Consider the following 23,002-nt stretch of genomic DNA (forward strand, 5'->3'; position numbering starts at 1 on the left):
ATCCGCCACGCCCACGACGCCGCCGACCGGCGTGTCAAGCGGGTCCCGCCCTCCGGGCCCTGGTGCTGGGATCGGGACCGAGGGGGCGCCGCGCCTCCTCGGAACAGGAGACGTCATGACCCAGGGACCCCGCGACTTCCGACCCACTCGCGCCGTCGTCACGGCCTCGGACTCCGGCATCGGCCGGGCCGCCGCTGTCGCCCTCGCCGAGGCGGGCATGGACGTCGGCATCACCTGGCACAGCGACGAGCAGGGCGCCCAGGACACCGCCGAGGAGGTCCGCTCGCACGGCCGCCGCGCCGAGGTCGCCCGTCTCGATGCGACCGAGCTCGACACGGTGGGCGACGTGATCGACGACCTGGCCCGGCGGCTCGGCGGGCTCGACGTCTTCGTCAACAACGCCGGGGGCGGCGGCGGCGAGGCCTTCCTCGAGCAGAGCCTCGACAGCTGGCGCGAGGTCGTGGCGCTGAACCTCGACGGAGCGTTCGTCGGCCTCCAGCGCGCCGCCCGGATCATGGTCGAGCAGGGCACCGGCGGCCGGCTGATCGGCGTCACCAGCGTGCACGAGCACCAGCCCCGCGTCGGCGCGGGCGCCTACGTCGCCGCCAAGCACGGACTCGGCGGACTGCTGAAGGTCGCCGCCCTCGAGCTCGGCAGCTACGGGATCACCGCCAACGCCGTCGCGCCCGGCGAGATCGCGACCCCGATGAACGACGCGGAGGACGTGGATCCGCACGGCATCGACCGCCCGGGCATCCCGCTCGGCCGCTCCGGCGACGCTCGCGAGATCGCGGCCGTGATCGCCCTCCTCGTCTCCCCCGCCGGCGCCTACATCACCGGATCCTCCTACGTCGTCGACGGCGGCATGCTGCAGATGGGCCCGCAGGCCGGCTCGCACCTCCTGCAGGACGACTGGCGGGACGCCTGAGCGGCCGACCATCGCGCCCGCCCGACCGGTACTCTCGAAGAGGTGCTCCGGCGGGCGGGGCGCTCGGACGAGGGTGCAGGTGACGCGCGTGTGGTTCCGCCGTCGACGCAGGTTCAAGATGGAGCCGTACGACCCTGACGAGAACCCGTCGCGCGAGCCCGTCTCGGTCGAGGAGGCCGCGGAGGAGGGCCTGCTGCTCGCCCAGTACGCGAGCCGGATGGCCGTGAAGAACCGCGTGCTGATGGACGGCCTGGCCGAGGGCGTCGCCTTCGACGTCCGGCACTACTCCGTCATCGCCGCCGCCGAGCTGGAGAAGCTCGCGGACGAGTCGGAGGCCGCGGCCGAGCGCCTGCGCGCCATCGCCGCGGACGCGACCCTGGTCGGCGGCCGCTCCGACCACGTGCACGACTACCGCTCGGCCGACATCGACAACCTCGACCACCGCGAGCGGCTCTCGCTGTCGGTGGCGGACTCCCTGCGCAAGCGTGCGCGGGACGAGCAGTACCTGGCCGCGCTCGTCGACGACGCCCGGCAGGACGCCTGGCGCGAGCTGTCGCAGTCGATCGAGGAGACCCTCGATCGGGCGCCGCTGATCGACGCGGACGCCGAGGAGTACCGCCGCGACCGCTCGGTGCGGATGGCGCTCGTCGTCGTCGACGACCTGGCGAAGCTGGCCGCCGAGCGCGGAGTCGCGCTCGAGGAGTGAGGTGTGCCCCAGCGGTCAGCGGAGACCGTCGGTCAGGCCCAGCCGGCGCGGAACGACTCCGTCGCCTCGGACGAGCGCTCGCGCACGGCCTCCAGCAGCTCGACCATCGAGGTGCTGCGCAGGAACGCGAGCCGGTCGAGCTCGGTGACCGGAGCGACTCCCGCGAGCTGCCAGGCGTGCGCGGCCGGGTCCTCGGCCAGCTCGACGACGGCGCCGTAGCGCTGCTCGACGAACTCGCTCGCGACCGCCAGCGCCGTCCGCACCGCCGATTCGGCGGAGCGCAGCAGCTCCTCGTGCTCCGGCGCCCACTCGAGCGGAGCCACGGGGCGCACCTCGGCCTTCGGGTACGGGTCGTCCTCGTACCAGCGGACGACCTCGAAGCGGTTCTCGCCGACGCTGTCGAGGGTGACGAACGACTCGGCGCCGTCGATGTTGAGGATGCGCGCGACCGTGCCGATCGGGAACCGCTGGTCGCCGCCGCCCACCTCCTGCCCGCGCTCGATCAGGACGACGCCGAAGGAGAGCGTGTCGTCCTCGAGCACGTCGCCGAGCATCCGCAGGTACCGCGGCTCGAACAGCCGGAGCGGGAGCGGCATGTGCGGCAGCAGCACGGAGCCGAGCGGGAACATCGGGAGGTCAGGCACGAGAACAGCGAACCACGTCGTGCGGGGAGCGGCCACTACGGGCTTCCGGGCGGCGGACGTGCTAGCGCCCGCGCGGTCGACGTGTGCACAACACCGTCCGTTAACCAGGAGGGAGGAAGATCCGCCCGTGACCGCTGAAGTGAACCTCGACCAGATCGTCTCCGAAGTGTCCGCGCGCCTGCGCACCCGCTTCCCCGACCGCCCCGCCGCCGAGGTGGAGTCGGCCGTCCAGAAGGAGCTCGACTCCCTCGCCGACCGCCCGGTCCAGGACTACCTCTCCGTCCTCACCGAGCGCGCCGCGAAGACCCGCCTGAAGAAGTCCCGCCCGGACGCCTGACCCCACAGCTCCACCGGCTCGGACCCCGACGACCGATCATCAGCTCGGGGGCGGAGTCCTTCCCGAGCGCGGCGGTCGGCGCCAGCCGGAGCACGCACCGCACGACATCGCGACGCCCCGCAGCGCGAGCGTGCAAAACTCCACCGGTGCTTCCGCGGGACCTCCTCTCGAGGCACCGCGGAAGGGGAGTGCGGATGTCGCAGAGCACGGTCCTGCAGACCACGGGACGTCCGGGTGCGGGCACCTCGTCGGGTGGAACGCACAGTCGGCGCGACATCCAGGGCCTGCGCGCCGTCGCCGTCGTCGCGGTGGTCCTCGATCACGTCCTGGCCTGGCCGTCGGGCGGATTCGTCGGAGTCGACGTCTTCTTCGTCGTCTCCGGCTTCCTGATCACCGGGCTCCTCCTCCGCGAGTGGGAGCGCTCGGGGCGCATCTCGCTCCTCGACTTCTCCGCGCGGCGCATCAAGCGGATTGTGCCGGCAGCGATCGTCGTCCTGCTCGCCACCCTCGCCGCGGCCGCGGCCCTGTACGGCTCGCGCCAGTTCGAGAGCGTCGCAGTCGACTCGCTCTTCGCCTTCCTCGTCACCGCGAACTGGCGCTTCGCCGCCATCGGGACGGACTACTTCCGGAGCGGGGACGCCGTCTCCCCGCTTCAGCACTTCTGGTCGCTGTCCGTCGAGGAGCAGTACTACCTGGTCTGGCCGGGGCTGATGCTCCTCGTCCTCTGGCTGACGGTCTCGGTCGCGCGACGCCCGGCCTCCGCCGCTCGGACCGCGGTCGGGGTGGTCATCGGCCTCCTCACGGTGGCCTCCTTCGCCTGGGCGATGACGGAGTCGACGGCGAACCCGACCGTCGCCTACTTCTCGACCCTCAGCCGGGCGTGGGAGCTCGGCGCCGGCGCGATCCTCGCTGTGCTCGCCGGCCGGCTCGCACACCTGCCTGCCGCCGTGCGCCCGGTCCTCGCCTGGACCGGGCTGGCGGGCATCGGAGTCTCCTTCGCCCTGATCGACGACGAGCTCCCGTTCCCGGCCCCGTGGGCGCTGCTGCCCGTCCTCTCCACCGTCCTCGTCCTCGCGGCCAACAGCGGGACGCGGAGCCAGGCGACTCACCTCCTGCCACTGACGAACCGGGTGTCGACCTTCCTCGGCGACATCTCGTACTCGCTCTACCTGTGGCACTTCCCCGCCGTCGTCTTCGCCGGCTCCTTCTTCCCCGCGGGGTCGCCACTCCTCGTCGCGTCCTCGCTGATCGCGGCCCTCGTCCTGTCGATCGCGTCGTACCACCTGATCGAGCAGCCCGCGCAGGCGTCGCCTCTCCTGGCCGGTGGACGACGGCGGGAACGGCGTCAGGCGTGGCACACCTGGTGGGGCGTCTTCGGACCTCGGTTGAGGATCGGCGCCGTCGCAGCCCTCGCCGTCGCGACGATCGTCCCCGTCTCGATCGCCCTCACCCCGCCGCCGCCACCGCCCGCGGGCGCCGCCCCGGGGCCGCTCACGCCGACCGCATCGGCCGCGTCCGAGAGCCCAGCGGCGCCCGTCACCGCTGCGACGGAGCTCACGGGACGGATCGAGCAGGCGCTGGCATCGACGACCTTCCCCGAGTTCGACCCGCCGATCGCCGATCTCAGCACCGAGGCGCTGTTCTCGTCCGTCACGACTCCGGACTGCCTGGACATCACCACGACGCAGCAGAGCATCGATTGCGAGAGCGGCCCCACCGACACGGGCCTGGACGTCGTCGTGCTCGGCGACTCGTTCGCCATCGCCTGGTCGCCCGGCATCAAGGCCGCGCTCGAGCCGCTCGGCTACCGCATCCACCCGCTGACCCGCGGAGAGTGCCCCGCCTCCTTCGTGAGCGTGACTCACGGCACCGGCGCCGCCTACCCGGAGTGCGACGAGATCCACGAGTGGCGGCAGGAGCGGGTGGCCGAGATCGCACCGGAGCTGACGATCCTCGCCCAGTCCCACGGGACCATCCTCCGGATGACGTCGCCGGGCTCCCCCGCTGAGCACGCCGAGGAGCTCGCCGCCGGCCTCCGCCGGACCGTCGACGGCATCTCCTCGAGCAGCGACAGGATGATCGTGCTGTCCTCTCCTCCCGAGGGGAAGCAGATGCGCGAGTGCGCGACGGCCTTCGCCTCACCGGCGGACTGCGTGACCTCGCCGTCGCGCGAATTCGCCACCACGATCGCCGCGGAGAAGCGGGCCCTCGAGGGCAGTCCCGCCGAGCACGTCGATACTCTCGGCTGGTTCTGCGCACACCAGCGCTGTCCCGGCTTCGTCGGCACCACGCCGGTCCACGCCGACTCCAGCCACCTCACGATCCAGTACTCGACGATGCTCGCCGACGTCATCGCGGAGGCCGTGACGAGTGCTCCGACACCGTGAGGCGTCTCCTCCGCGGCGGCTCCACGAACGACGGAGGACGTCTCCGCCGCAGTGGGGAACGAGAGACGGACGTAGGGCGTACGGGACTTGAACCCGTGACCGACGGATTATGAGTCCGCTGCTCTGACCGGCTGAGCTAACGCCCCGCGGCACCCGAGGGAGCGGGACGGACCGTCAGGAGGCGGCTCGGCCTGCCGGAGCGGACGCTGCGTCGGCGGCCGGATCGGCCACCGGCTCCCCACGATACAGGCTCTCGAAAGTGCTGATCGTGCGGTTGATGTCGTGGGCGGCGACGATGCGGAGCGAGCTGCGCTTGAGGGCCTCGAGGCGCTCGGGCTCGGCCGTCAGGACGTCGGTGAGGCCGTCGGCGAGGGCCTGCGCGTTGCCGGGCTCGAAGAGGTGGCCGTTCTCGCCCTCGTGGACGAGGTGCGGGAGGGCCATCGCGTCGGCGGCGACCACGGGGAGGGCCGAGGCCATCGCCTCCATGGTCGCGATGCTCTGCAGCTCGGCGATGGAGGGCATCGCGAAGACGGTGGCGCGGCTGTACGCCTGCTTCAGCTCGGCGTCGGAGACGTAGCCGGCGAAGTGGACGCGGTCGGCGATGCCGAGGGTGGTGGCGAGCTGCTGCAGATTGCGCATCTGGTCGCCGCCGCCGACGATCTCGAGCTGCGCGTCGAGCGAAGGATCGAGCAGCGCTACCGCGCGGAGGAGGACATCGATGTGCTTCTCGCCGGTGACGCGCCCCACGAAGAGGATGCGGTTGGCGGTGCGCGGGGTGAAGTCGGGCGTGTAGTTGTCGGCGTCGATGCCGCAGGAGATGGCGTGCACGCCCTGCAGACCGGTGTACTTCTCGAGGAACTGCGCGGCCTTGCGGGTCGGCGTGGTCACGGCCTCGGCGCGGCCGAAGGTGCGGCGGGCGGCCCGCCACGCCATCGCCACGGCCTTCGCCTGGGCGGCCTTGGGCAGCAGCGTGAACTCGAGCATGTTCTCGGGCATGAAGTGGTTCGTGCCGATGATGCGGATGCCGCGCTTCGCCGCCTCCTGGCCCAGACCGCGGCCGACGATGACGTGCGACTGGAAGTGCACGACGTCGGGCTTCACCTCGTCGAGGATCCGCGCGCTGTTCTGGCGGATGCGGAAGGGCAGCGCGAAGCGCAGCCAGTCGTGCGGGTACCAGCGGAGGCTGAAGAGGCGGTGCACGATGATCCGCTGACCCTCGTGGCTCTCGACGCGGGTGCCGCTCCAGCCGTCGGCCGACGGCGCGACGACGTGCACCTCGTGGCCGCGCGCCTGAAGGCCGGCGGCGAGGCGCTCGGCGAACTTGGCGGCTCCGTTGACGTCGGGGGCGAAGGTGTCGCAGCCGATCACGACGGTCAGCGGGCGGCGGGCGGCGTCCGCCGGGGCGGGCTCACCGGTCGACGACTCGGGTCGTGACGCGTCGCGGGGATCTGACACGGAGTGGGTCCTAACGATGTCGTGTCGCTCGGAGGAAGGAGCGATCGGCGTGGGTTCGGGCGGGTGCACGGCGTCTCGAAGCGGTCCCAGTGTAGGCGCGGAGAGCGCCGGATCCGGGGATTGCGGCGCCTCGCGTCGGGCGGCTCAGCGGGCCTGCGGGTGGTGCTTCGCGAGGAGGAAGACGCCCCAGATGGCGACCACTCCCGCCGCGATGAAGAGCGGGATCGCCCACGGCGCGGCGTACTGCGCCTCGCCGAGGACGATGATGCCGATCGCCACGGCGACGAGCGGGTCGACGACGGTGAGACCGGCGACGACGAGGTCGGGCGGCCCGGACGCGTAGGCGTTCTGCACGAAGTAGCCGCCGAGCGCGGTCGCGGCCAGGAGCGCCACGATGCAGACGACGGTCAGCGGGTCGAACTCGCCGAACTTGATCCGGTTGAGGACGACCTTGGCGAGGGTGGCGACGAAGCCGTAGACGACGCCGGCGCCGAGGATGTAGAAGATGGCCCGGGCCTTCTTGCGGAAGACGCGGAAGGCGATGACGAAGATCGTCATCACGACCGCGAGGATCACCAGGATCGTGATCAGCTGCGACGTCCGGATCGACTCGTCGACCGCGTTGAAGGCGGCCACCAGCACGAAGACCCCGACGCCGCCGACGCAGAGCATGATCGCCCGGATCGAGGACGCGTTCAGCCGGACCTTGCTCACCCGGGCGTTGACGATCGCCGTGATGACGAGGGCGACGGCGCCGAGCGGCTGGACGACGATCAGCGGCGAGAAGCCGAGGCTGGTGAGCTGGAAGACGATCGCGAGCGCCAGCATCAGCGTGCCGATCACCCAGGACGGCCGGGAGAGCAGCGCGAACAGCTGCCCACCGCTCAGCCCGCTCGAGCCGGAGCGCTTGGAGAACCGCTCGACCTTGACGACTCCGCGGTGCTGGAACTGAGCGCCGAGGGAGAGGAAGACCGCCCCGACCAGAGCGATCGGGATGCCGATGAACTTCGCCGGGTCGTTCAGAAGGTCGGCGAGGTCAGTGGGCATGGGCACGACCCTACCCACGATCGATCCGCGCATCCTCCGACGCACGGGGGACCTCGGCTAACGAGCGGATGACGATCAGGACGGCCGTCCGCAGGGCCCGCGATACCCTGATCCCCATGGCCGTCCTCCCCATCCGCATCGCCGGCGACCCCGTCCTGCACTCCCCCGCCGCCCCCGTCACCGAGTTCGACGACGCGCTCCGCACGCTCGTCGCGGACATGTTCGAGACCATGGACACGGCGCCCGGCGTCGGCCTGGCCGGACCGCAGGTCGGCGTGCCGCTGCGGCTCTTCGTCTACGACTACGAGGCCGACGACGGCACGCCCCGCCGCGGCGTCGCGATCAACCCCGAGCTCTTCGTCACGCCGACGCCGCTCGGCGAGGCCGACGAGGACACCGAGTCCGAGGGCTGCCTGTCCTTCCCCGGCGAGCGCTTCCCGCTGCGGCGCTCCGAGCGCGCGATCCTGCGCGCGGTCGACCTCGACGGCACGCCGTTCGAGATCGAGGCGGAGGGCTGGTTCGCCCGCGTCTTCCAGCACGAGTTCGACCACCTCGACGGCGTCCTCTACACGGACCGCCTCGAGCACGAGTACGCCAAGCCCGTCGCGAAGATCACCCGCAAGCGCGGCTGGGGCGTGCCCGGCGTGTCCTGGACCCCGGGCGTCGAGCACCTCGAGGACTGAGTCGGCGAAGAGCTGAGCCGGGGCAGGACCGAGCCCGAGCGGCGAGGCAGGCCCTAGGCCAGGTCGACGCCGTGCACGCCGTTGTGGTGGCGGACGGTCGGGAAGGACGCGGTGACGCTGCGCCCGACACCGGGCGTGCGCTTCTCGACGACGTCGCCGCCGAAGAGGCCGGCCCGCTCGCGCAGCTCCGAGAGCGCGGGGCTGTCGATGCGGTCGGTGAGGGCGTGCAGATCCGCATCGACGGCGCTCGCGTCGGATTCGGCGCCGGCGTGGCGCTCGCGGTCGTCGTCGACCTCGACGCGCAGGCCGGTGGCGGTCCAGCGCGAGGTGATCCGCAGCTCGGTGCCGGTGCCGCCGGACTCGAGGGCCTCGTCGAAGGCGTACTCGAGCACGCGCATCACGGCGACGTCCGCGCCGTCCTGGAGCGGGAACGGCTCGCCGAAGGTCTCCTCCTGCACGACCAGGCCGCGCTCCCGGGCGCTTTCGATCAGGGAGGCCGTCCCGCCTGCCGCGGGCAGCTCGCGCGGATCGACCGCGGCGACCGTCGCGATGCGGCGCAGCTGGGCGAGCGACGCCTCGGCGGCGCTGACGGCCCGACCCGCGGAGCGCGAGGCCGCGGCGGGGTCGCGGTCGATCGTGAGCCGCACGCTCTCGGCCTCCTCCACCACCTTCGACGCGGCGCGGACGGCGAGCTGCTCGAGCTCGCCGACGATGCGCAGCCGCGCCTCCTGCTCCCGGACGGACAGCTCGAGGGCGACGGCGCGCGCCGCCTCCTCGGCCCGGCTGTCGAGCGCGCGGCGCTCGGCGGCGGCGGAGCGGCGCCACAGCACGATCGCCGCCGCCGCGACGATCAGGGCGAGGACGAGGACGACTTCGAGCACGACGGCCTCCGGGGCATCAGGGAACGGCGCGGGGGACGCCGGAGAGCGATGGTACCCGGGAGCGGGCGTCGGAGCCGGAGGCGCGACGGGGGCTTGCGGTTGCCCGGGCGACGCGGGCTCGCGGTCAACCCTCGCGGCGGCTCCGCGCGACGGTGAACTTCGCGCTGCGCTCGATGATCTTGGTCGGCCCGACGGAACGGCGCAGCTCGGCGGGGTGCGCGAGGTGCGAGTTGAAGACCGTCCAGAGCTCCCCGCCGGGCCGGAGGATGCGGCCGGCGGCCTGGATCATCCGGCGCGCGACGAGGTCGGTCACCGCGCCGTCGGAGTGGAACGGCGGGTTGCAGAGCACCACGTCGACCGATCCGTCGGCGAGCGTGGAGGCGTTGTCGTCGCGGAGCAGCCGGATGCGGTCGCCCAGACCGTTCGCCTCGGCGGTGGCACCGGCGGACTCGACGGCCGCGAGGGAGCTGTCGGTGGCGAGGACGTCGAGGTCCGGGCGGGCGCGGGCGAGGGAGGCGGCGAGGACTCCGGAGCCGCAGCCGAGGTCGACCGCCACTCCCCCGGGCAGGGCGGCCGGGTCGAGCGCGGCGAGCAGCGCGCGCGTGCCGAGGTCGAGCTTCGCGCCGGCGAAGACGCCCGGCAGCGCCACGACCTCGAGCCCGAGGTCGGCGAGACGGCGGCGCTCCGCGACGGCGGCGGCGGGCTGGTCCGCCTTCGCCTCGCTCGCGAGCAGCGCCCGCGACTTCTGCCGCGCGAGGCTGACGTCGATCCTGTCGTAGCGGCGTGCCAGCACCTCGTTCATGCCGAGCGACATGTGCTTGATCCGGCCGGCGCCGATGAGCTGCGCGGCGGGATTCGCGAGTGCGACCTCGGCCGCGACGGCGGCCAGGGCGTCGAGCGAGCGCGGAAGACGCAGCAGCACGATCTCGGCGCCCTCGACCGCCTGGGCGATCGAGTCGGCGATCGTGAAGGGCGCGAGCTCGATGCCGGTGGCGCGCACCGTCTCGGCATTGGCCGCGAGGGCGCGCTCCGCGACGATCGAGTCCTGGGCGGAGGAGACCGCCACGCCGTCGGCGGCGAGGGCCAGCGTCAGCGCTCCGAAGGCGTCGCCGACGACGGCGACCCGGGAGTGCCCCGCGGCGAGGTCGAGGAGGAGGCGGTCGCTCGCGTCGACCGCGACGAGATCGGGGGCCTCGACGTCGGGCCGGCGGCGGAGGAGGTCGAGGACGTCGTCGCGCATGGGGGCTCCGGTCGGGGTCGTGGCAGAGAGCACGGCGGACCGGTGGGGACGCGGGAACCCGGCAGGGAGACCGGGCCCGGAGGAACGACTCGCGGGCACGAAAAAGGGCCCAGGAGTGGAGTCCCAGGCCCTTCGCTCCCCGACTTGGACTCGAACCAAGAACCTACCGGTTAACAGCCGATTGCTCTGCCAATTGAGCTATCGAGGATCATCCGCTCGCCCGGAGGCGAACAGCGCGTGACTACTTTAGCAAAGTCTGCGCGAACTCCAAATCCTGGATCAGTAGCCGAGCGCCGGGTCGACGACGCCGAGCAGCTCGCGGCCCGCGGCGAACGCGGCGACGTTGGCGCGGACCCGCGCGGCGAGCAGCGGCGTCGTCATCTCCGGGGTGTCGGCGGAGTGCGGGGTGATCAGGCAGCGAGGCTCGCTCCAGAGCGGATGCCCGTCGGGCAGCGGCTCCGGATCCGTCACGTCGAGCGCGGCGCCGGCGAGCCGCCCCTCCGCGAGGGCGGTCACGAGGGCGTCGGTGTCGACGAGGCTCCCCCGGGCGACGTTGACCAGAACGGCCTCGGCCGGCAGCCGCCGCAGCAGCTCGGCGTCGACCAGCCGGGCGGTGCCGCCGGTCGCGGCGGCCGCGAGCACGAGGACGTCGGAGTCGCCGACCACGTCGGGCAGCTGCTCGGCGGTGACGGTGCGGTCGGCTCCGGCCACGGCGGCATCGGTCCGGCGCACCACGGTGACGTGCGCGTCGAAGACGCTCAGCAGCCGCAGGAGCTCGACGGCGATGCCGCCTGCGCCGACGACGACGACCCGCGCGCGGTGCAGGGTCCTGGCGCGCTTCGCTCCCCAGGAGTCGGCCCGGGCGCGCTCGGGCAGCGAGCGCAGCAGTGCGAGGGTCAGGGCGAGGGCGTGCTCGGCGACCGGTTCCGCGTAGGCGCCTTTCGCGCTGGTCCAGCGCAGGCCTCGATGCCCGGTGCTGCGGAGCACGGGCGCGAAGACGTCGACGCCCGCCCAGGGCAGCTGCACCCAGCGGATGCCCGGATGCTCCGCCAGGACCGCGGCGAGCTCGTCGGTGCGTCCGTAGGAGAGCCAGAGCAGCGCCTCGGCCTCCTCGACGCCGACGACGGTGCCGCCGCCCGCCTCGATCGCGTCGGCGAAGACCGGCTTCGGCCGGGGCAGGACGGCGACGCGCGGCGCGCTCATCCGGCGTCCTCCGCGGGCGCCGTGCGCGCGGCACGGGTGGCGTCGAAGCGCTCGAACTCCGCGAAGGCGGCGCCGAGCTCACGGACGTAGGGGTGCCGCGACTCGGTCAGAACCTCGAGCAGCGGGCCGTAGGCGATCACCTCGCCCTCGACCAGCACGGCGATCCGGTCGGTCGCCCGGCTGAGCACGTCGATGTCGTGGCTCACGACGACCGCCGCGAAGCCCTCCTGCCGGCGGAGATCCGTCAGCAGGTCGACGATCGACTCGCGGACGGTCGCGTCGATGCCCGAGGTCGGCTCGTCGGCGATCAGCACCTTCGGACCGAGCACGAGCGCGCGGGCGATCGCGACGCGCTGCCGCTGACCGCTGGAGAGCTCGTAGGGGAAGCGGTCGAGCAGGAACAGCGGCAGGTGCACGGAGTCGAGCAGCGTCGCCACGCGCACCGCCGCGCTCTTCGGGTCGTAGTGCCGGTCGCGGAGGAAGATCGGCTCGGCGATGAGCTCGGAGACGGTCAGCTCCGGGCGCAGCACCGCTCCGGCGTCCTGAGCGAGGTGCGCGACGTCGAAGGTGAACCGCTTGACCTCGCGGGCGGGCATGCCGCGGAGGCGGTGGCCGGAGACGGTGGCCTCGCCGCCGATGATCACCGGCCGCGTCCGCGCGCCGGCGCCGGCCGGGCCGTCGAGACCCTCGCCGCCGAGGACGCGCGCCAGCGTCGACTTGCCGGAGCCGCTGCCGCCGAGGATCCCGAGCACCTCGCCGGGCTCGACGCGGAGGCTGACCCCGCGCAGGGCGGTCCAGCGCCCGCTGATCCCCCGCGGCGGGTACTCGACGCTCAGGTCGTCGACGACGATGGGCGCCGAGGTGGCGGCTCGGCTCACGCCGTCCGCTCCGCCTCGACGATGCTGCGCAGGAGCTCGCGGCGCTCGGCCTGCTCCCCCGGGTCCGGCACCGGCAGCGAGGCCAGCAGCCGCTGCGTGTACGCGTGCTTCGGCGCGGACAGCACCTCCTCGCCGGTGCCTTCCTCGACCAGCTCGCCGCGGTAGAGCACGGCGATCCGGTCCGCGAGGAGGTCGACGACGGCGAGGTCGTGGCTGATGAAGAGCGAGGCGAAGCCGAACTCGCGCTGCAGCTCCGCGAACAGCTCGAGCACGCGCGCCTGCACCGAGACGTCGAGCGCCGAGGTCGGCTCGTCGGCGATCAGCAGCTTCGGCTCGAGCGCGAGCGAGCGGGCCAGGCTGGCGCGCTGGCGCTGACCGCCGGAGAGCTCGTGCGGGTAGCGGTCGCCGTAGGAGCGCGGCAGCTGAACCGCCTCGAGCAGCTCGTCGACCCGCTTCCGGGCGGCGCCGGCGTCGCGGGCTCGGCCGTGCACGATCAGCGGCTCGGCGACGCACTCGGCGATCGTCAGCAGCGGGTTGAAGCTCGAGGCCGGGTCCTGGAAGACGAAGCCGATGTCGCCGCGGACGGGGCGGAAGGCGCGCTCGCGGATGCCGCGCATCTCCTTGCCGAGCACCCGCAATGAGCCGCCGGTGACGGGGGTGAGCCCGGCGATCGCGCGGCCGATGGTCGTCTTCCCCGAGCCGCTCTCGCCGACCAGGCCGAGCACCTCCCCGGCACGGATGCGGAAGGAGACGCCGTCGACCGCGACGAAGCCGGGGCGGCCGAGCCGGCCCGGGTACTGGATCCGCAGATCCTCGGCGAGGACGAGCGTCTCCGCCTCCGGGGCGCCGGCGCGCTCGATGGCGCGCTCCTTCGCCCGGGCGACACCCTGGCCCACGTGCGGCACGGCGGCGAGCAGCGTGCGGGTGTACTCGGCCTTCGGCGCGGCGAACAGCTCGGCGACCGGCGCCTCCTCGACCAGCTCGCCCTGGTACATCACGGCGACACGATCGGCGAGGTCGGCGACGACGCCCATGTTGTGGGTGATCAGGACGATCGAGGTGCCGAAGTCGTCGCGGCAGCGGCGGAGCAGGTCGAGGATCTCGGCCTGCACGGTCACGTCGAGGGCCGTGGTCGGCTCGTCGGCGACGATCAGCCCCGGGTCGAGCACGAGCGCCATCGCGATGACGACGCGCTGCTTCTGCCCGCCGGAGAACTGGTGCGGGTAGTAGTCGACCCGCTTCTCCGGCTCGGGGATGCCGACGGTGCGGAGCACGTCGATGGCGCGCTGACGCGCCTCCTTGCGCGAGACGGAGGCGTGCGCGCGCAGGCCCTCCGCGATCTGCCAGCCGACGGTGAAGACCGGGTTCAGGGCGGTGCCCGGCTCCTGGAAGACCATGGCGACGTCGGTGCCGCGGAGCTCGCGCAGGCGCGACTTCGGCACCGAGACCACGTCGGTCGACGAGCTGCCGTCCTTCTTCGAGAGCAGGATGACGCCCGAGGCCGTCGCCGTCTCGGGCAGGAGCCCGAGGATCGACTTGGCCGTGACTGTCTTGCCGCTGCCGGACTCGCCGACGATGGCGAGCACCTCGCCGCGCTCGACCCGGAGGCTGACGCCGGCGACCGCGCGGACCGCGCCGCGATCGCTCGCGAAGGCGACCTCGAGGTCCTGGATGTCGACGATCGGCCTCGAGTCGGCGGAACGGGTGCCGTCGGCGGGTCGCTGGACGCTCATCGGGTCTTCTCCACTCCGGCGACGGGATCGTGTCCCGGCGTCTCCAGGCCGTCCGCGGGGAGGGTGCCACCCGGGACGACGGACGTCGCGGCGACGTCGCCGGAACCGGCGGCCACCGCGCGCCGACCGCGCAGGCGCGGGTCGGCGAGGTCGTTCAGGCTCTCGCCGACCAGCGTGATGCCGAGCACGACGAGGACGATGGCCAGGCCCGGGAAGACCGAGGTCCACCAGATGCCGCTGGTCACGTCGGACAGCGCCTTGTTGAGGTCGTAGCCCCACTCGGCGGCCGAGGTCGGCTCGATGCCGAAGCCGAGGAAGCCCAGTCCCGCGAGGGTGAGGATCGCCTCGGACGAGTTGAGCGTGAAGATCAGCGGCAGCGTGCGGGTGGCGTTGCGCAGCACGTGCTTGAACATGATCCGCGGGGTCGACGCTCCGATGACCTTCGCCGACTCGACGAAGGCGTCGCCCTTGATCCGCACCGTCTCGGCGCGGATCACCCGGAAGTACTGCGGGATGTAGACGACCGTGATCGAGACCGCGGCGGCGAAGATGCCCGACCAGAGGTTGGACTGCCCGCCGGAGATCACGATCGACATCACGATCGCGAGCAGCAGGGTCGGGAAGGCGTAGATCGCGTCGCAGATCACGACGAGCACGCGGTCGAGCCAGCCGCCGAGGTAGCCGGAGACGAGACCGAGGAAGACGCCGAGGAAGATCGACAGCACGACGGCGACCACGATGACGAGGAACGCCGTCTGCGCGCCCCAGATCACCCGCGAGAGCACGTCGTAGCCGCCGACGGTGGTGCCGAGCAGGTGCTCCGCGCTCGGCGGCTGCTGCGCGCCGAACGACTCGGTGCCGGTGCGCAGCTGCGAGTAGCCGTAGGGGGCGATCAGCGGGGCGAGGGCCGCGACGAGGAGGAACACGCCGGTGATCACGAGACCGGTGACGAGCATCCCGCGCTGCAGGCCCACGCTCTGCCGGAGCTGGTGGACGACCGGCAGCCGGTCGATGAGGCGGCGGCGCGGGCGCGCCGGAGGGGTGGTGCTCATGGGTCAGTACCTCACTCGCGGGTCGATGAGCGCCGCGATGACGTCGACGATGAAGTTGGTCAGCGCCACGATCACGGCCAGCAGGGCGACGATGCCCTGCACGGCGACGAAGTCGCGCGCCTGGAGGTACTCGGCCAGCTGGAAGCCGAGGCCCTTCCACTCGAAGGTCGTCTCGGTGAGCACCGCGCCGCCCAGCAGCAGGGCGATCTGCAGGCCGATGACGGTGATGATCGGGATGAGCGCCGGGCGGTACGCGTGCGTGCGGACCAGGCGGAACTCGCTCACTCCGCGCGAGCGGGCGGCATCGACGTAGTCGGTGCCGAGGGTGCCGATCACGTTGGTGCGCACGAGGCGGAGGAAGATGCCGGCGGTCAGCAGGCCGAGCGCGACGGCCGGCAGCACGGCGTGCGAGAGCACGTCGGCGACGGCGGCGGGGTCGCCGGTCTGGATCGCGTCGATCAGGTAGATGCCGGTCTTGTTCTCGAGGAACTGCAGTGAGAGCTCGGTGTTCGTCGTCGCGCGACCGGCGACCGGGAACCACTTCAGCCAGACCGAGAAGACGAGCTTGAGCAGCAGCCCCGCGAAGAAGACGGGCGTCGCGTAGCAGAGGATCGCGAAGATGCGCAGGACCGCGTCGGGCGTGCGGTCGCGGTGGTAGGCGGCGAGCATCCCCAGCGGGATGCCGACGAGGAACGCCACGATCAGGGCGTAGAAGGCGAGCTCGACGGTCGCGGCGCCGTAGGTGACCAGCACCTCGGTGACCGGGCGGTTGTCGCTCAGGGTGGTGCCGAAGTCGCCGCGCAGCAGGTTGCCGAGGTACTCGAGGTACTGCACGATCAGCGGGCGGTCGTAGCCGGCGGCGGCCACGCGCTCGGCCAGCTGGTCGGCGGTGAGCCGACCGCCCAGCGCCGCGGTGATCGGGTCGCCCGTCGAGCGCATGAGCAGGAACACCATCGTCACGAGGATGAAGACGGTCGGGATGATGAGCAGGAAGCGGACGAGCAGATAGCGCCCGAGTCCTCCTCCGGAGCCGCGCGGTCGCCGGGTGGGCGCCGTCGCCGCAGCCGTCGTGGCTGTCGTCACGTGATGCCTTTCGTGGAGAACGGCCGGCGCCTCCCGGGTGGGGAGGCGCCGGCCGGAGGGGTGGATCAGCCCTTGCTGAGCGCCGCGTAGCGGAACTTGAACGAGGCGTCGAGGGTGTCCTCGGCTCCGCTCACGGTGCTGCCGACGATCGCGACCTGCGAGCCCTGGAGGTAGGGCAGGGTCGACAGCTGCGCCGCGACCTTGTCCTGGATCTCCTCGATCAGCGCGGTGCGCGCATCGGCGTCGGTGGTGGAGACCTGCTCGGCGATCAGGCTCTGCACGTCGGCGTCGTCGAAGTGGTTCGCGAGGAAGTTCTCCTTGATGAAGAACGGCGACAGGTAGTTGTCGGCGTCGGAGTAGTCCGGGAACCAGCCGAGCTGGTACGCCGGGTAGACGTCGCTCGAGCGGTCCTTGGAGTACTGGACCCACTCGGTCGTCTGCAGGTTGACGGTGAACAGGCCGGTCGACTCGAGCTGGTCCTTGATCAGCGCGTACTCGTCGCCCGAGGACGGACCGTAGTGGTCGTTCGAGTACTGCAGGTTGAGGGTGACCGGGGTGGTGACGCCCGCGGCCTGGAGCGTGGCGGCCGCCTTGTCGGCGTCGACACCGCCCTGGCCGTCGCCGTAGAGGCCCTTGAGGGACTCGGTCGCGCCGGTGAGGCCCTGGGGGACGTAGGAGTACAGCGGGGTGTAGGTGCCCTTGTAGACCTGGTCGGCGATCTCCTGGCGGTCGATCAGATCGGCCGCGGCCTGGCGGACGGCGAGCGCCTTGGCCGCGTCGGCCTCGGCGGTCGTCGCGCCGAACGGCTGCGTGTCGAAGTTGAAGACGATGTAGCGGATCTCGCCGCCGGGGCCGTCGACGACCTTGACGGCGTCGTTCCCGCGGAGGTCCTCGACGTCGGTCGCGGAGAGGCTCCGGTACGCGACGTCGATGTTGCCCTCCTGGATGTCCAGCTTGAGGTTCGAGCTGTCCGCGTAGTACTTGACGTTGACGGTGCCGGTCTTCGCCTCGCCGAGGACGCCCTGGTAGTCGTCGTAGGCCTTGTACTGGATGAGGTTGTTCACGTCGTAGTTGGCGATCGTGTACTGCCCGGCGAAGGCGTCTCCAGAGACGATGTCCGCGTCGGCGGTCAGCGCGTCGGCCGAGAAGACCTCCTCGTCCACGATCGGGCCCGCGGGGCTCGACAGGATCTGCGGGAAGGTCTGGTCGTTCTCCGACTTCAGCGTGAAGACGACGGTGGTGTCGTCCGGCGCAGCGACGCTGTCGAGGTTCGCGAGGAGCGACGACGGGCCGTTCTCGGCCGCGATGGCGACCTGGCGGTCGAAGGAGAACTTGACGTCCGAGGAGGTCAGGTCGTGGCCGTTGGCCCACTTCAGGCCGTCCTTGAGCGTGACCGTGTACTCGGTCGGCGCCGTGAACTCGGCCGACTCGGCGATGTCGGGCTCGACGTCCGGGCTGCCGTAGGGGGTGTTCATCAGGAACGGGAACACCTGGTTCATCACGGCGAAGGAGCCGTTGTCGTACGAACCGGCGGGGTCGAGCGTGGTGATCTTGTCGGTGGTGCCGATGGTGAGCGTGCCGCCGGCGGCGCCGCCGGTCGAGTCCCCGCCGCCGGCGGAGCAGCCCGCCAGCACGAGCGCGACCGCGGCGAAGCCTGCTGCCGTGCCGAGTGCTCGCGAACCGCGAGTGAATCCGGATGTCATCTCCGTCTGCCTCTTCCTGTCAGAAATCGGATGCGGACCTCGGCGTGGAACGCGGTCCCGCGGCGCAGAGTCCGTCTCGCACGGGGTCCGTGCGGAGCGGTGTCGATCCGGCGCACTGTCCTTCAGGCGCACGGTGTTCTCTGGGCGCACGGGGGCCACGACGCTGAGCGCCCGCATTGCTGTTCCTCAGTGGTAACACATGCGGAAGCGCTCTCCGAACCGGCGGGAGCCGTCCGGCCGTTTCTTCACACGACTGCAACACGTCCCTCATCGAGGGCACGCGAGGCTCGCGGCGCCGTCACTCGGTGCGCAGGGCCCGCTTCTCGCGCTCCAGCTCGACCAGGCGGACCTGCACGGCGCGGGACAGCACCGGATCGGTCGAGGCGCGCTGCAGGGCGCCGCGCAGCTCCGCGATCTCGCGCAGCAGGTCGCGCTCGATCAGCGAGATCGCGACGTCCTTCGAGTAGCGGGCGAGGCCCGCCTCGTCGGCCGCCGGGATGGGCGCCACGGCGAGCTGGTGCACGAGCGAGGCGAACGGCCCCGGAACGTCGGCCGCCACGTGCTCGACCCAGTCGCGGTCCTGCGCGCGCTCGAGGTTGGCGACGACGGCGTCGCGGACGACGCGGAGGGTCTCGTTGGTGACCGCGGCGTGCGCGGCCCGGGCGAGCAGCGCCTCCCCCATCACCTGGGGCAGCTGCAGCATGGCCATCAGCGCCTCGCGCTCGATCCGCGTGACGACGTCGACCGGGAGGTCGGCGATCCTGGCGCCAGCCGGCGCCTCCGGGGCGTCCTCCTGCGGGCGCTCCTCGCGCCCGCCCGGCGCGTTGCGCGCGCGCGAGCCGGCGGAGCGGACGGCCGAGTTGACCTCGGACATGTCCAGGCCGAGCATCCGGGCCAGCTCGCGCGAGTAGCCGGGGCGCAGCGCCGGGTCGCGGATCTCGGCGACGACCGGGGCGGCGGCGCGCAGGGCGGCGATCCGGCCCTCGACCGTGTCGAGGTCGTAGCGGGCCAGCAGCTGCCGGATGACGAACTCGAACATCGGCTTCTTGTCGTCGATGAGGCGGCGGACGGCGTCGTCGCCGCGGTTGAGCCGCAGGTCGCAGGGGTCCAGGCCCTCGGGCGCGACGGCGACGAAGGTCTGCGCGGCGAAGCGGTGCTCCTCCTGGAACGCGCGCATGGCCGCCTTCTGGCCGGCGGCGTCCGGGTCGAAGGTGAAGACGACCTCGCCGACCCCGCTGTCGTCGCCGAGCACCCGGCGAAGGACCTTGATGTGGTCGACGCCGAAGGAGGTGCCGCAGGTCGCGACCGCCGTGGTGACGCCCGCGAGGTGGCAGGCCATCACGTCGGTGTAGCCCTCGACGACGACGACCCGGTGACCGCGGGAGATGTCGCGCTTGGCCAGGTCCAGCCCGTAGAGCACCTGCGACTTGTGGTAGACGGGCGACTCGGGGGTGTTCAGGTACTTCGGGCCCTTGTCCTCCTCGAGGAGGCGGCGCGCGCCGAAGCCGACGGTCTGACCCGTCACGTCGCGGATCGGCCAGACGAGCCGGCCGCGGAAGCGGTCGTAGACCCCGCCGCGGTTGCTGCTGCTGACGAGGCCCGCCGTGGTGAGCTCCTCCTCGGAGAAGCCGCGTCGCTTGAGGGCGGTGGTCAGACCGTCCCAGCCGTCGGGGGCGAAGCCGACGCCGAAGCGGTCGGCGGCCGCGCGGTCGAAGCCGCGCTCGCCGAGGAAGCGGCGCCCGACGTCGGCGCCGGGGGTGGCGAGCTGCTCGCGGAAGAACTCCTCGGCGGCGTTGTTCGCGGCGATGAGGCGGGCGCGTCCGCCGGTCTCGGGGGCCTGGCCGCCGCCCTCCTCGTACTGCAGCGGGAAGCCGATGCGACCGGCGAGCCGCTCGACGGTCTCGCTGAAGGAGGTGTGGTCCATCTTCATGACGAAGCTGTAGACGTCGCCCGATTCCTGGCAGCCGAAGCAGTGGTAGAAGCCGGCCTGGGGGCGCACGTGGAAGCTCGGGCTGCGCTCGTCGTGGAACGGGCAGAGCCCCTTCAGCGAACCGACGCCCGCCGACTTCAGGGTGACGTACTCGCCGACGACGTCCGCGATGTTGACCCTGGCCTTGACCTCCTCGACATCCGTCTGTCGAATCCGAGGCATGCCCCCCATCGTATCCGCCGCCACCCGCCCCTCGGCCGAGTGCGCCGTTTCCGCCCCGCCCGCCGATCGAGCTGCCGCGGACCGCGGCGCCGTGCATGCCGGTCGAGTAGCCGCGGACCGCGGCGTGTCGAGACCCGCCCTCCGCACACGTCGGTCTCGATACGGTCGCTCCGCGCCCTACTCGACCAGCATGCGAGGGCGGCCTACGGCCAGGGGACCGCTCATGTCGTCGTGCGCAGCACGCGACCCGCAAGCAGGAAGACTCGCGGCCTCGTCGTTCGAAGCACGCGACCAGCAAGGACCGCCCTTCGCGCGGGCACGGCGGAGCCGAACGGGTGATCCGCGTGCCAGCGGATCGCGCTAGGCGTTCGCGCCCCGCTCTGCGGAACGCACCACCCCGAGGAGCCGACCGCGCGGACGCCGGGCAGGGACCGGCGTCCGACGTGAGCGGGGCCGCGACCCGCTCACGTCAGTGGCACAGCCGCTCGAACCAGCTCAGGGCGCTCTGGTCGGTGAGGTTGGCGACCTGGTCGACGACGACCCTGCGGCGGGCGTCGTCGGTGCCGGCGGCGTTCCAGTCCTCGGCGAAGCCGGCGTCGAGGGCGCCGGCGCCGCGCTCGAGGAGGGTGTCGGCGAGGCGGGTGAGGACCTCGCGCTGCTGGGCGTAGATCGGCTGGCGGGTGTTCCGCGACATCACGAAGGTGGCGACGATGCCCTTGAGGACGGCGATCTCGGCCTGCTGCTCGCGGGGGACGACGACGTGGCCGCCGAAGCGGACGAGGTCGGGGTGGGAGTAGGCGTCCCGGGTGGCCTCGGTGGCGGAGGCGGCGAAGCGGCCGATGAGCTGGCTGGTGAGGTTCTTCAGCCGGGCCTGGTCGCGGCGGGAGCCGTCCCAGGAGTCGACCCAGACGTCGAGCGAGTCGAGGCGGTCGAACGCGGCGACGAGCTCGTCGTGGCCGATCTCGCCGCCGACCCAGGAGTGCATCGACTCGACGAGGTCGTCGTGATCCACGCGGGAGCCGAGCGCGGCGACGTCGATGTAGCCGGAGAACACGGCGTCCTCGAAGTCGTGGACCGAGTAGGCGATGTCGTCGGAGAGGTCCATCACCTCGGCCTCGATGCAGCGGACTCCCTCGGGGGCGCCCTCGCGCATCCAGGTGAAGGCGGGCTCGTCGTCGGCGTAGAAGCCGTACTTGGCGCGGCCGGACGGGTCGGCGACCGAGCGGGTGTCGGGCCACGGGTACTTGCAGCTGGCGTCGAGGCTCGAGCGCGTGAGGTTCAGGCCGTAGGGGCGGTCGTCGCCGCCGAAGACCTTCGGCTCGAGGCGGGTGAGCAGCCGGAAGGTCTGCGCGTTGCCCTCGAAGCCGCCGATCGACTCGGCCCAGGTGTTGAGGGCCCGCTCGCCGTTGTGCCCGAAGGGCGGGTGGCCGATGTCGTGCGCGAGGCAGGCGGTGTCGACGACGTCGGGGTCGAGGTCGAGGCTCGTGGCGAGCTCGCGGCCGATCTGGGCGACCTCGAGCGAGTGGGTCAGCCGGTTGCGGGCGAAGTCGACACCGGCGGTCGGGCTGAGCACCTGCGTCTTCGCCGCGAGGCGGCGGAGCGAGCTGGAGTGGAAGAGCCGGGCGCGATCGCGGGCGAAGTCGGAGCGGCGGGTGCTGTGGTCCTCCGGCAGGAACCGCTCGACGTCGACGAGCGAGTACCCCCAGAGCGCGCGATCATCCACCGCTGTGGTGGATCTCGGCGGCCGAGACGGCGTCGCGCTGGTCGGCGTTCAGCTCGCGGGACTCGAGCCAGCGGTCGGGCAGCGACGGCGTCTTCGGCGAGCCGGCGCGGCCGCGCTGGCCCTCGGCCGCCTCGCCGGGGTACGGCACGTCGGGATCGAGGGTGGCGAGCAGCTCGTCGAGCTCGGCGAGGGTGACCACGGAGGCCATCCGCGCGCGCAGGTCGCCGCCGACCGGGTAGCCCTTGAAGTACCAGGCGACGTGCTTGCGGATGTCGCGGCAGCCGCGCTCCTCGCTCTCGAAGAACTCGCAGATCAGCTGGGCGTGCCGGCGGAAGGCCGTGGCGACCTGGCCGAGGGTGGGCGTGAAGCGCTCGTCCGAGCCGGCGAACGCGGCGGCGAGGTCGCCGAAGAGCCACGGGCGGCCGAGGCAGCCGCGCCCGACGACGACGCCGTCGCAGCCCGTCTCGCTCATCATCCGCAGCGCGTCCTCGGCCGACCAGATGTCGCCGTTGCCCAGCACCGGGACGCTCGAGATCGCCTGCTTGAGGGTCGCGATCGCCGACCAGTCGGCCTGGCCGCTGTAGAACTCGGAGGCGGTGCGCGCGTGCAGCGCGATGGAGGCGACTCCCGCGCCCTCCGCCGCCCGGCCGGCCTCGAGGTAGGTGAGGTGGTCGGAGTCGATGCCCTTGCGCATCTTGACGGTCAGCGGGACGTCGCCCGCGGCCCGCACCGCGCCCTCGACGATCTGCCGGAACAGCGGGAGCTTCCACGGCAGGGCCGCTCCCCCGCCCTTGCGGGTGACCTTGGCGACGGGGCAGCCGAAGTTGAGGTCGATGTGGTCGGCGCGGTCCTCCGCGACGAGCATGGTGACCGCCTCGGCGACCGTCTTCGGGTCGACCCCGTAGAGCTGGATCGAGCGGACCTTCTCGCTCGGGTGGTGGCGGATGAGGCGCATCGACTCCGGGGTGCGCTCGACGAGCGCGCGGGACGTGATCATCTCGCTCACGTACAGGCCGTTCCCGAACTCGCGGCAGAGTCGGCGGAACGCCGTGTTGGTGATCCCGGCCATGGGCGCGAGGACGACGGGGGCGTCGAGTTCGAGGGGGCCGATCCGGAGCGCCGGCGCGGTGCGCGCGGGCGGGGCGGCCATGAGAGTGGAGGACATCG

The 23,002-nt window shown here is 72.3% G+C and carries 19 protein-coding genes and 2 tRNA genes; 5 read left to right on the forward strand and 16 right to left on the reverse strand.

Going from position 1 to position 23,002, the window contains the following annotated elements; genetic code table 11:
- Window positions 1-115: 115 nt before the first annotated feature.
- Together HRK28_RS01705 and HRK28_RS01710 are read left to right on the forward strand one after the other, a co-directional pair.
- Window positions 116-928 (forward strand): SDR family oxidoreductase, encoded by an 813-nt coding sequence (locus HRK28_RS01705; RefSeq protein WP_173250235.1) that lies wholly within the window; start codon window positions 116-118, stop codon window positions 926-928.
- Between the two features lie 118 nt (window positions 929-1,046).
- Window positions 1,047-1,634: a hypothetical protein gene (locus HRK28_RS01710; RefSeq protein ID WP_160088779.1), complete on the forward strand. Its 588-nt coding sequence runs from the start codon at window positions 1,047-1,049 to the stop codon at window positions 1,632-1,634.
- A 32-nt stretch (window positions 1,635-1,666) separates the two neighbouring features.
- Here HRK28_RS01710 and HRK28_RS01715 read toward each other — a convergent pair whose 3' ends face one another.
- Window positions 1,667-2,278, reverse strand: coding sequence for an LON peptidase substrate-binding domain-containing protein (locus tag HRK28_RS01715; RefSeq protein WP_160088777.1), 612 nt, complete (start codon window positions 2,276-2,278; stop codon window positions 1,667-1,669).
- Between the two features lie 127 nt (window positions 2,279-2,405).
- Between HRK28_RS01715 and HRK28_RS01720 the strand changes: the two genes are divergently transcribed.
- Complete coding sequence (locus tag HRK28_RS01720) at window positions 2,406-2,615, forward strand: three-helix bundle dimerization domain-containing protein (protein ID WP_173250236.1); 210 nt, start codon at window positions 2,406-2,408, stop codon at window positions 2,613-2,615.
- Between the two features lie 194 nt (window positions 2,616-2,809).
- Window positions 2,810-5,002: an acyltransferase family protein gene (locus HRK28_RS01725; protein WP_173250237.1), complete on the forward strand. Its 2,193-nt coding sequence runs from the start codon at window positions 2,810-2,812 to the stop codon at window positions 5,000-5,002.
- A 72-nt stretch (window positions 5,003-5,074) separates the two neighbouring features.
- Here HRK28_RS01725 and HRK28_RS01730 read toward each other — a convergent pair.
- The 3 genes from HRK28_RS01730 to HRK28_RS01740 all read right to left on the reverse strand — a co-directional run bounded on the left by HRK28_RS01730 (window position 5,075) and on the right by HRK28_RS01740 (window position 7,504).
- Window positions 5,075-5,148: transfer RNA gene (locus HRK28_RS01730), tRNA-Ile, on the reverse strand.
- 28 nt (window positions 5,149-5,176) lie between these two features.
- Window positions 5,177-6,367 (reverse strand): glycosyltransferase, encoded by a 1,191-nt coding sequence (locus tag HRK28_RS01735; RefSeq protein WP_173250955.1) that lies wholly within the window; start codon window positions 6,365-6,367, stop codon window positions 5,177-5,179.
- A 234-nt stretch (window positions 6,368-6,601) separates the two neighbouring features.
- Window positions 6,602-7,504: a DMT family transporter gene (locus tag HRK28_RS01740; protein WP_160088679.1), complete on the reverse strand. Its 903-nt coding sequence runs from the start codon at window positions 7,502-7,504 to the stop codon at window positions 6,602-6,604.
- 116 nt (window positions 7,505-7,620) lie between these two features.
- On the opposite strand from HRK28_RS01740, the gene def reads away from it, so the two are divergent.
- A complete protein-coding gene (gene def, locus HRK28_RS01745) occupies window positions 7,621-8,187 on the forward strand; it encodes a peptide deformylase (RefSeq protein ID WP_127886296.1) in 567 nt (188 codons plus the stop codon).
- Window positions 8,188-8,240: 53 nt separating this feature from the next.
- Here the strand turns inward: def and HRK28_RS01750 are convergent, their stop codons facing one another.
- The 12 genes from HRK28_RS01750 to dusB all read right to left on the reverse strand — a co-directional run bounded on the left by HRK28_RS01750 (window position 8,241) and on the right by dusB (window position 23,000).
- Entirely contained in the window at window positions 8,241-9,068 is an 828-nt protein-coding gene (locus HRK28_RS01750) for a hypothetical protein (RefSeq protein WP_173250238.1), read from the reverse strand.
- A 124-nt stretch (window positions 9,069-9,192) separates the two neighbouring features.
- Complete coding sequence (locus HRK28_RS01755; protein ID WP_173250239.1) at window positions 9,193-10,308, reverse strand: class I SAM-dependent methyltransferase; 1,116 nt, start codon at window positions 10,306-10,308, stop codon at window positions 9,193-9,195.
- A 135-nt stretch (window positions 10,309-10,443) separates the two neighbouring features.
- A tRNA-Asn gene (locus HRK28_RS01760) sits at window positions 10,444-10,516 on the reverse strand.
- Window positions 10,517-10,587: 71 nt separating this feature from the next.
- Window positions 10,588-11,511: an NAD(P)-dependent oxidoreductase gene (locus tag HRK28_RS01765; RefSeq protein WP_173250240.1), complete on the reverse strand. Its 924-nt coding sequence runs from the start codon at window positions 11,509-11,511 to the stop codon at window positions 10,588-10,590.
- Window positions 11,508-12,389, reverse strand: coding sequence for an ATP-binding cassette domain-containing protein (locus HRK28_RS01770; protein WP_367948320.1), 882 nt, complete (start codon window positions 12,387-12,389; stop codon window positions 11,508-11,510). The genes HRK28_RS01765 and HRK28_RS01770 overlap by 4 nt, the downstream gene beginning before the upstream one ends.
- Window positions 12,386-14,122: an ABC transporter ATP-binding protein gene (locus tag HRK28_RS01775; RefSeq protein WP_173250241.1), complete on the reverse strand. Its 1,737-nt coding sequence runs from the start codon at window positions 14,120-14,122 to the stop codon at window positions 12,386-12,388. Before HRK28_RS01775 ends, HRK28_RS01770 begins: the two co-directional genes overlap by 4 nt.
- A complete protein-coding gene (locus tag HRK28_RS01780; RefSeq protein WP_173250242.1) occupies window positions 14,119-15,174 on the reverse strand; it encodes an ABC transporter permease in 1,056 nt (351 codons plus the stop codon). Before HRK28_RS01780 ends, HRK28_RS01775 begins: the two co-directional genes overlap by 4 nt.
- A 3-nt stretch (window positions 15,175-15,177) precedes the next feature.
- Window positions 15,178-16,257, reverse strand: a complete 1,080-nt coding sequence (locus tag HRK28_RS01785) for an ABC transporter permease (protein WP_123445640.1) — start codon at window positions 16,255-16,257, stop codon at window positions 15,178-15,180.
- A gap of 65 nt (window positions 16,258-16,322) precedes the next feature.
- Window positions 16,323-17,960 (reverse strand): ABC transporter substrate-binding protein, encoded by a 1,638-nt coding sequence (locus HRK28_RS01790; protein WP_173250243.1) that lies wholly within the window; start codon window positions 17,958-17,960, stop codon window positions 16,323-16,325.
- Window positions 17,961-18,258: 298 nt separating this feature from the next.
- Window positions 18,259-20,112 (reverse strand): DNA primase, encoded by a 1,854-nt coding sequence (gene dnaG / locus HRK28_RS01795; protein ID WP_160088663.1) that lies wholly within the window; start codon window positions 20,110-20,112, stop codon window positions 18,259-18,261.
- Window positions 20,113-20,581: 469 nt separating this feature from the next.
- Entirely contained in the window at window positions 20,582-21,835 is a 1,254-nt protein-coding gene (locus HRK28_RS01800) for a deoxyguanosinetriphosphate triphosphohydrolase (protein ID WP_160088661.1), read from the reverse strand.
- Window positions 21,828-23,000, reverse strand: coding sequence for a tRNA dihydrouridine synthase DusB (gene dusB / locus HRK28_RS01805; RefSeq protein WP_173250244.1), 1,173 nt, complete (start codon window positions 22,998-23,000; stop codon window positions 21,828-21,830). The genes HRK28_RS01800 and dusB overlap by 8 nt, the downstream gene beginning before the upstream one ends.
- Between the last annotated feature and the right edge of the window lie 2 nt (window positions 23,001-23,002).

The sequence above is a fragment of the Rathayibacter sp. VKM Ac-2835 genome (genome assembly GCF_013266705.1).
Lineage (GTDB): Bacteria > Actinomycetota > Actinomycetes > Actinomycetales > Microbacteriaceae > Rathayibacter.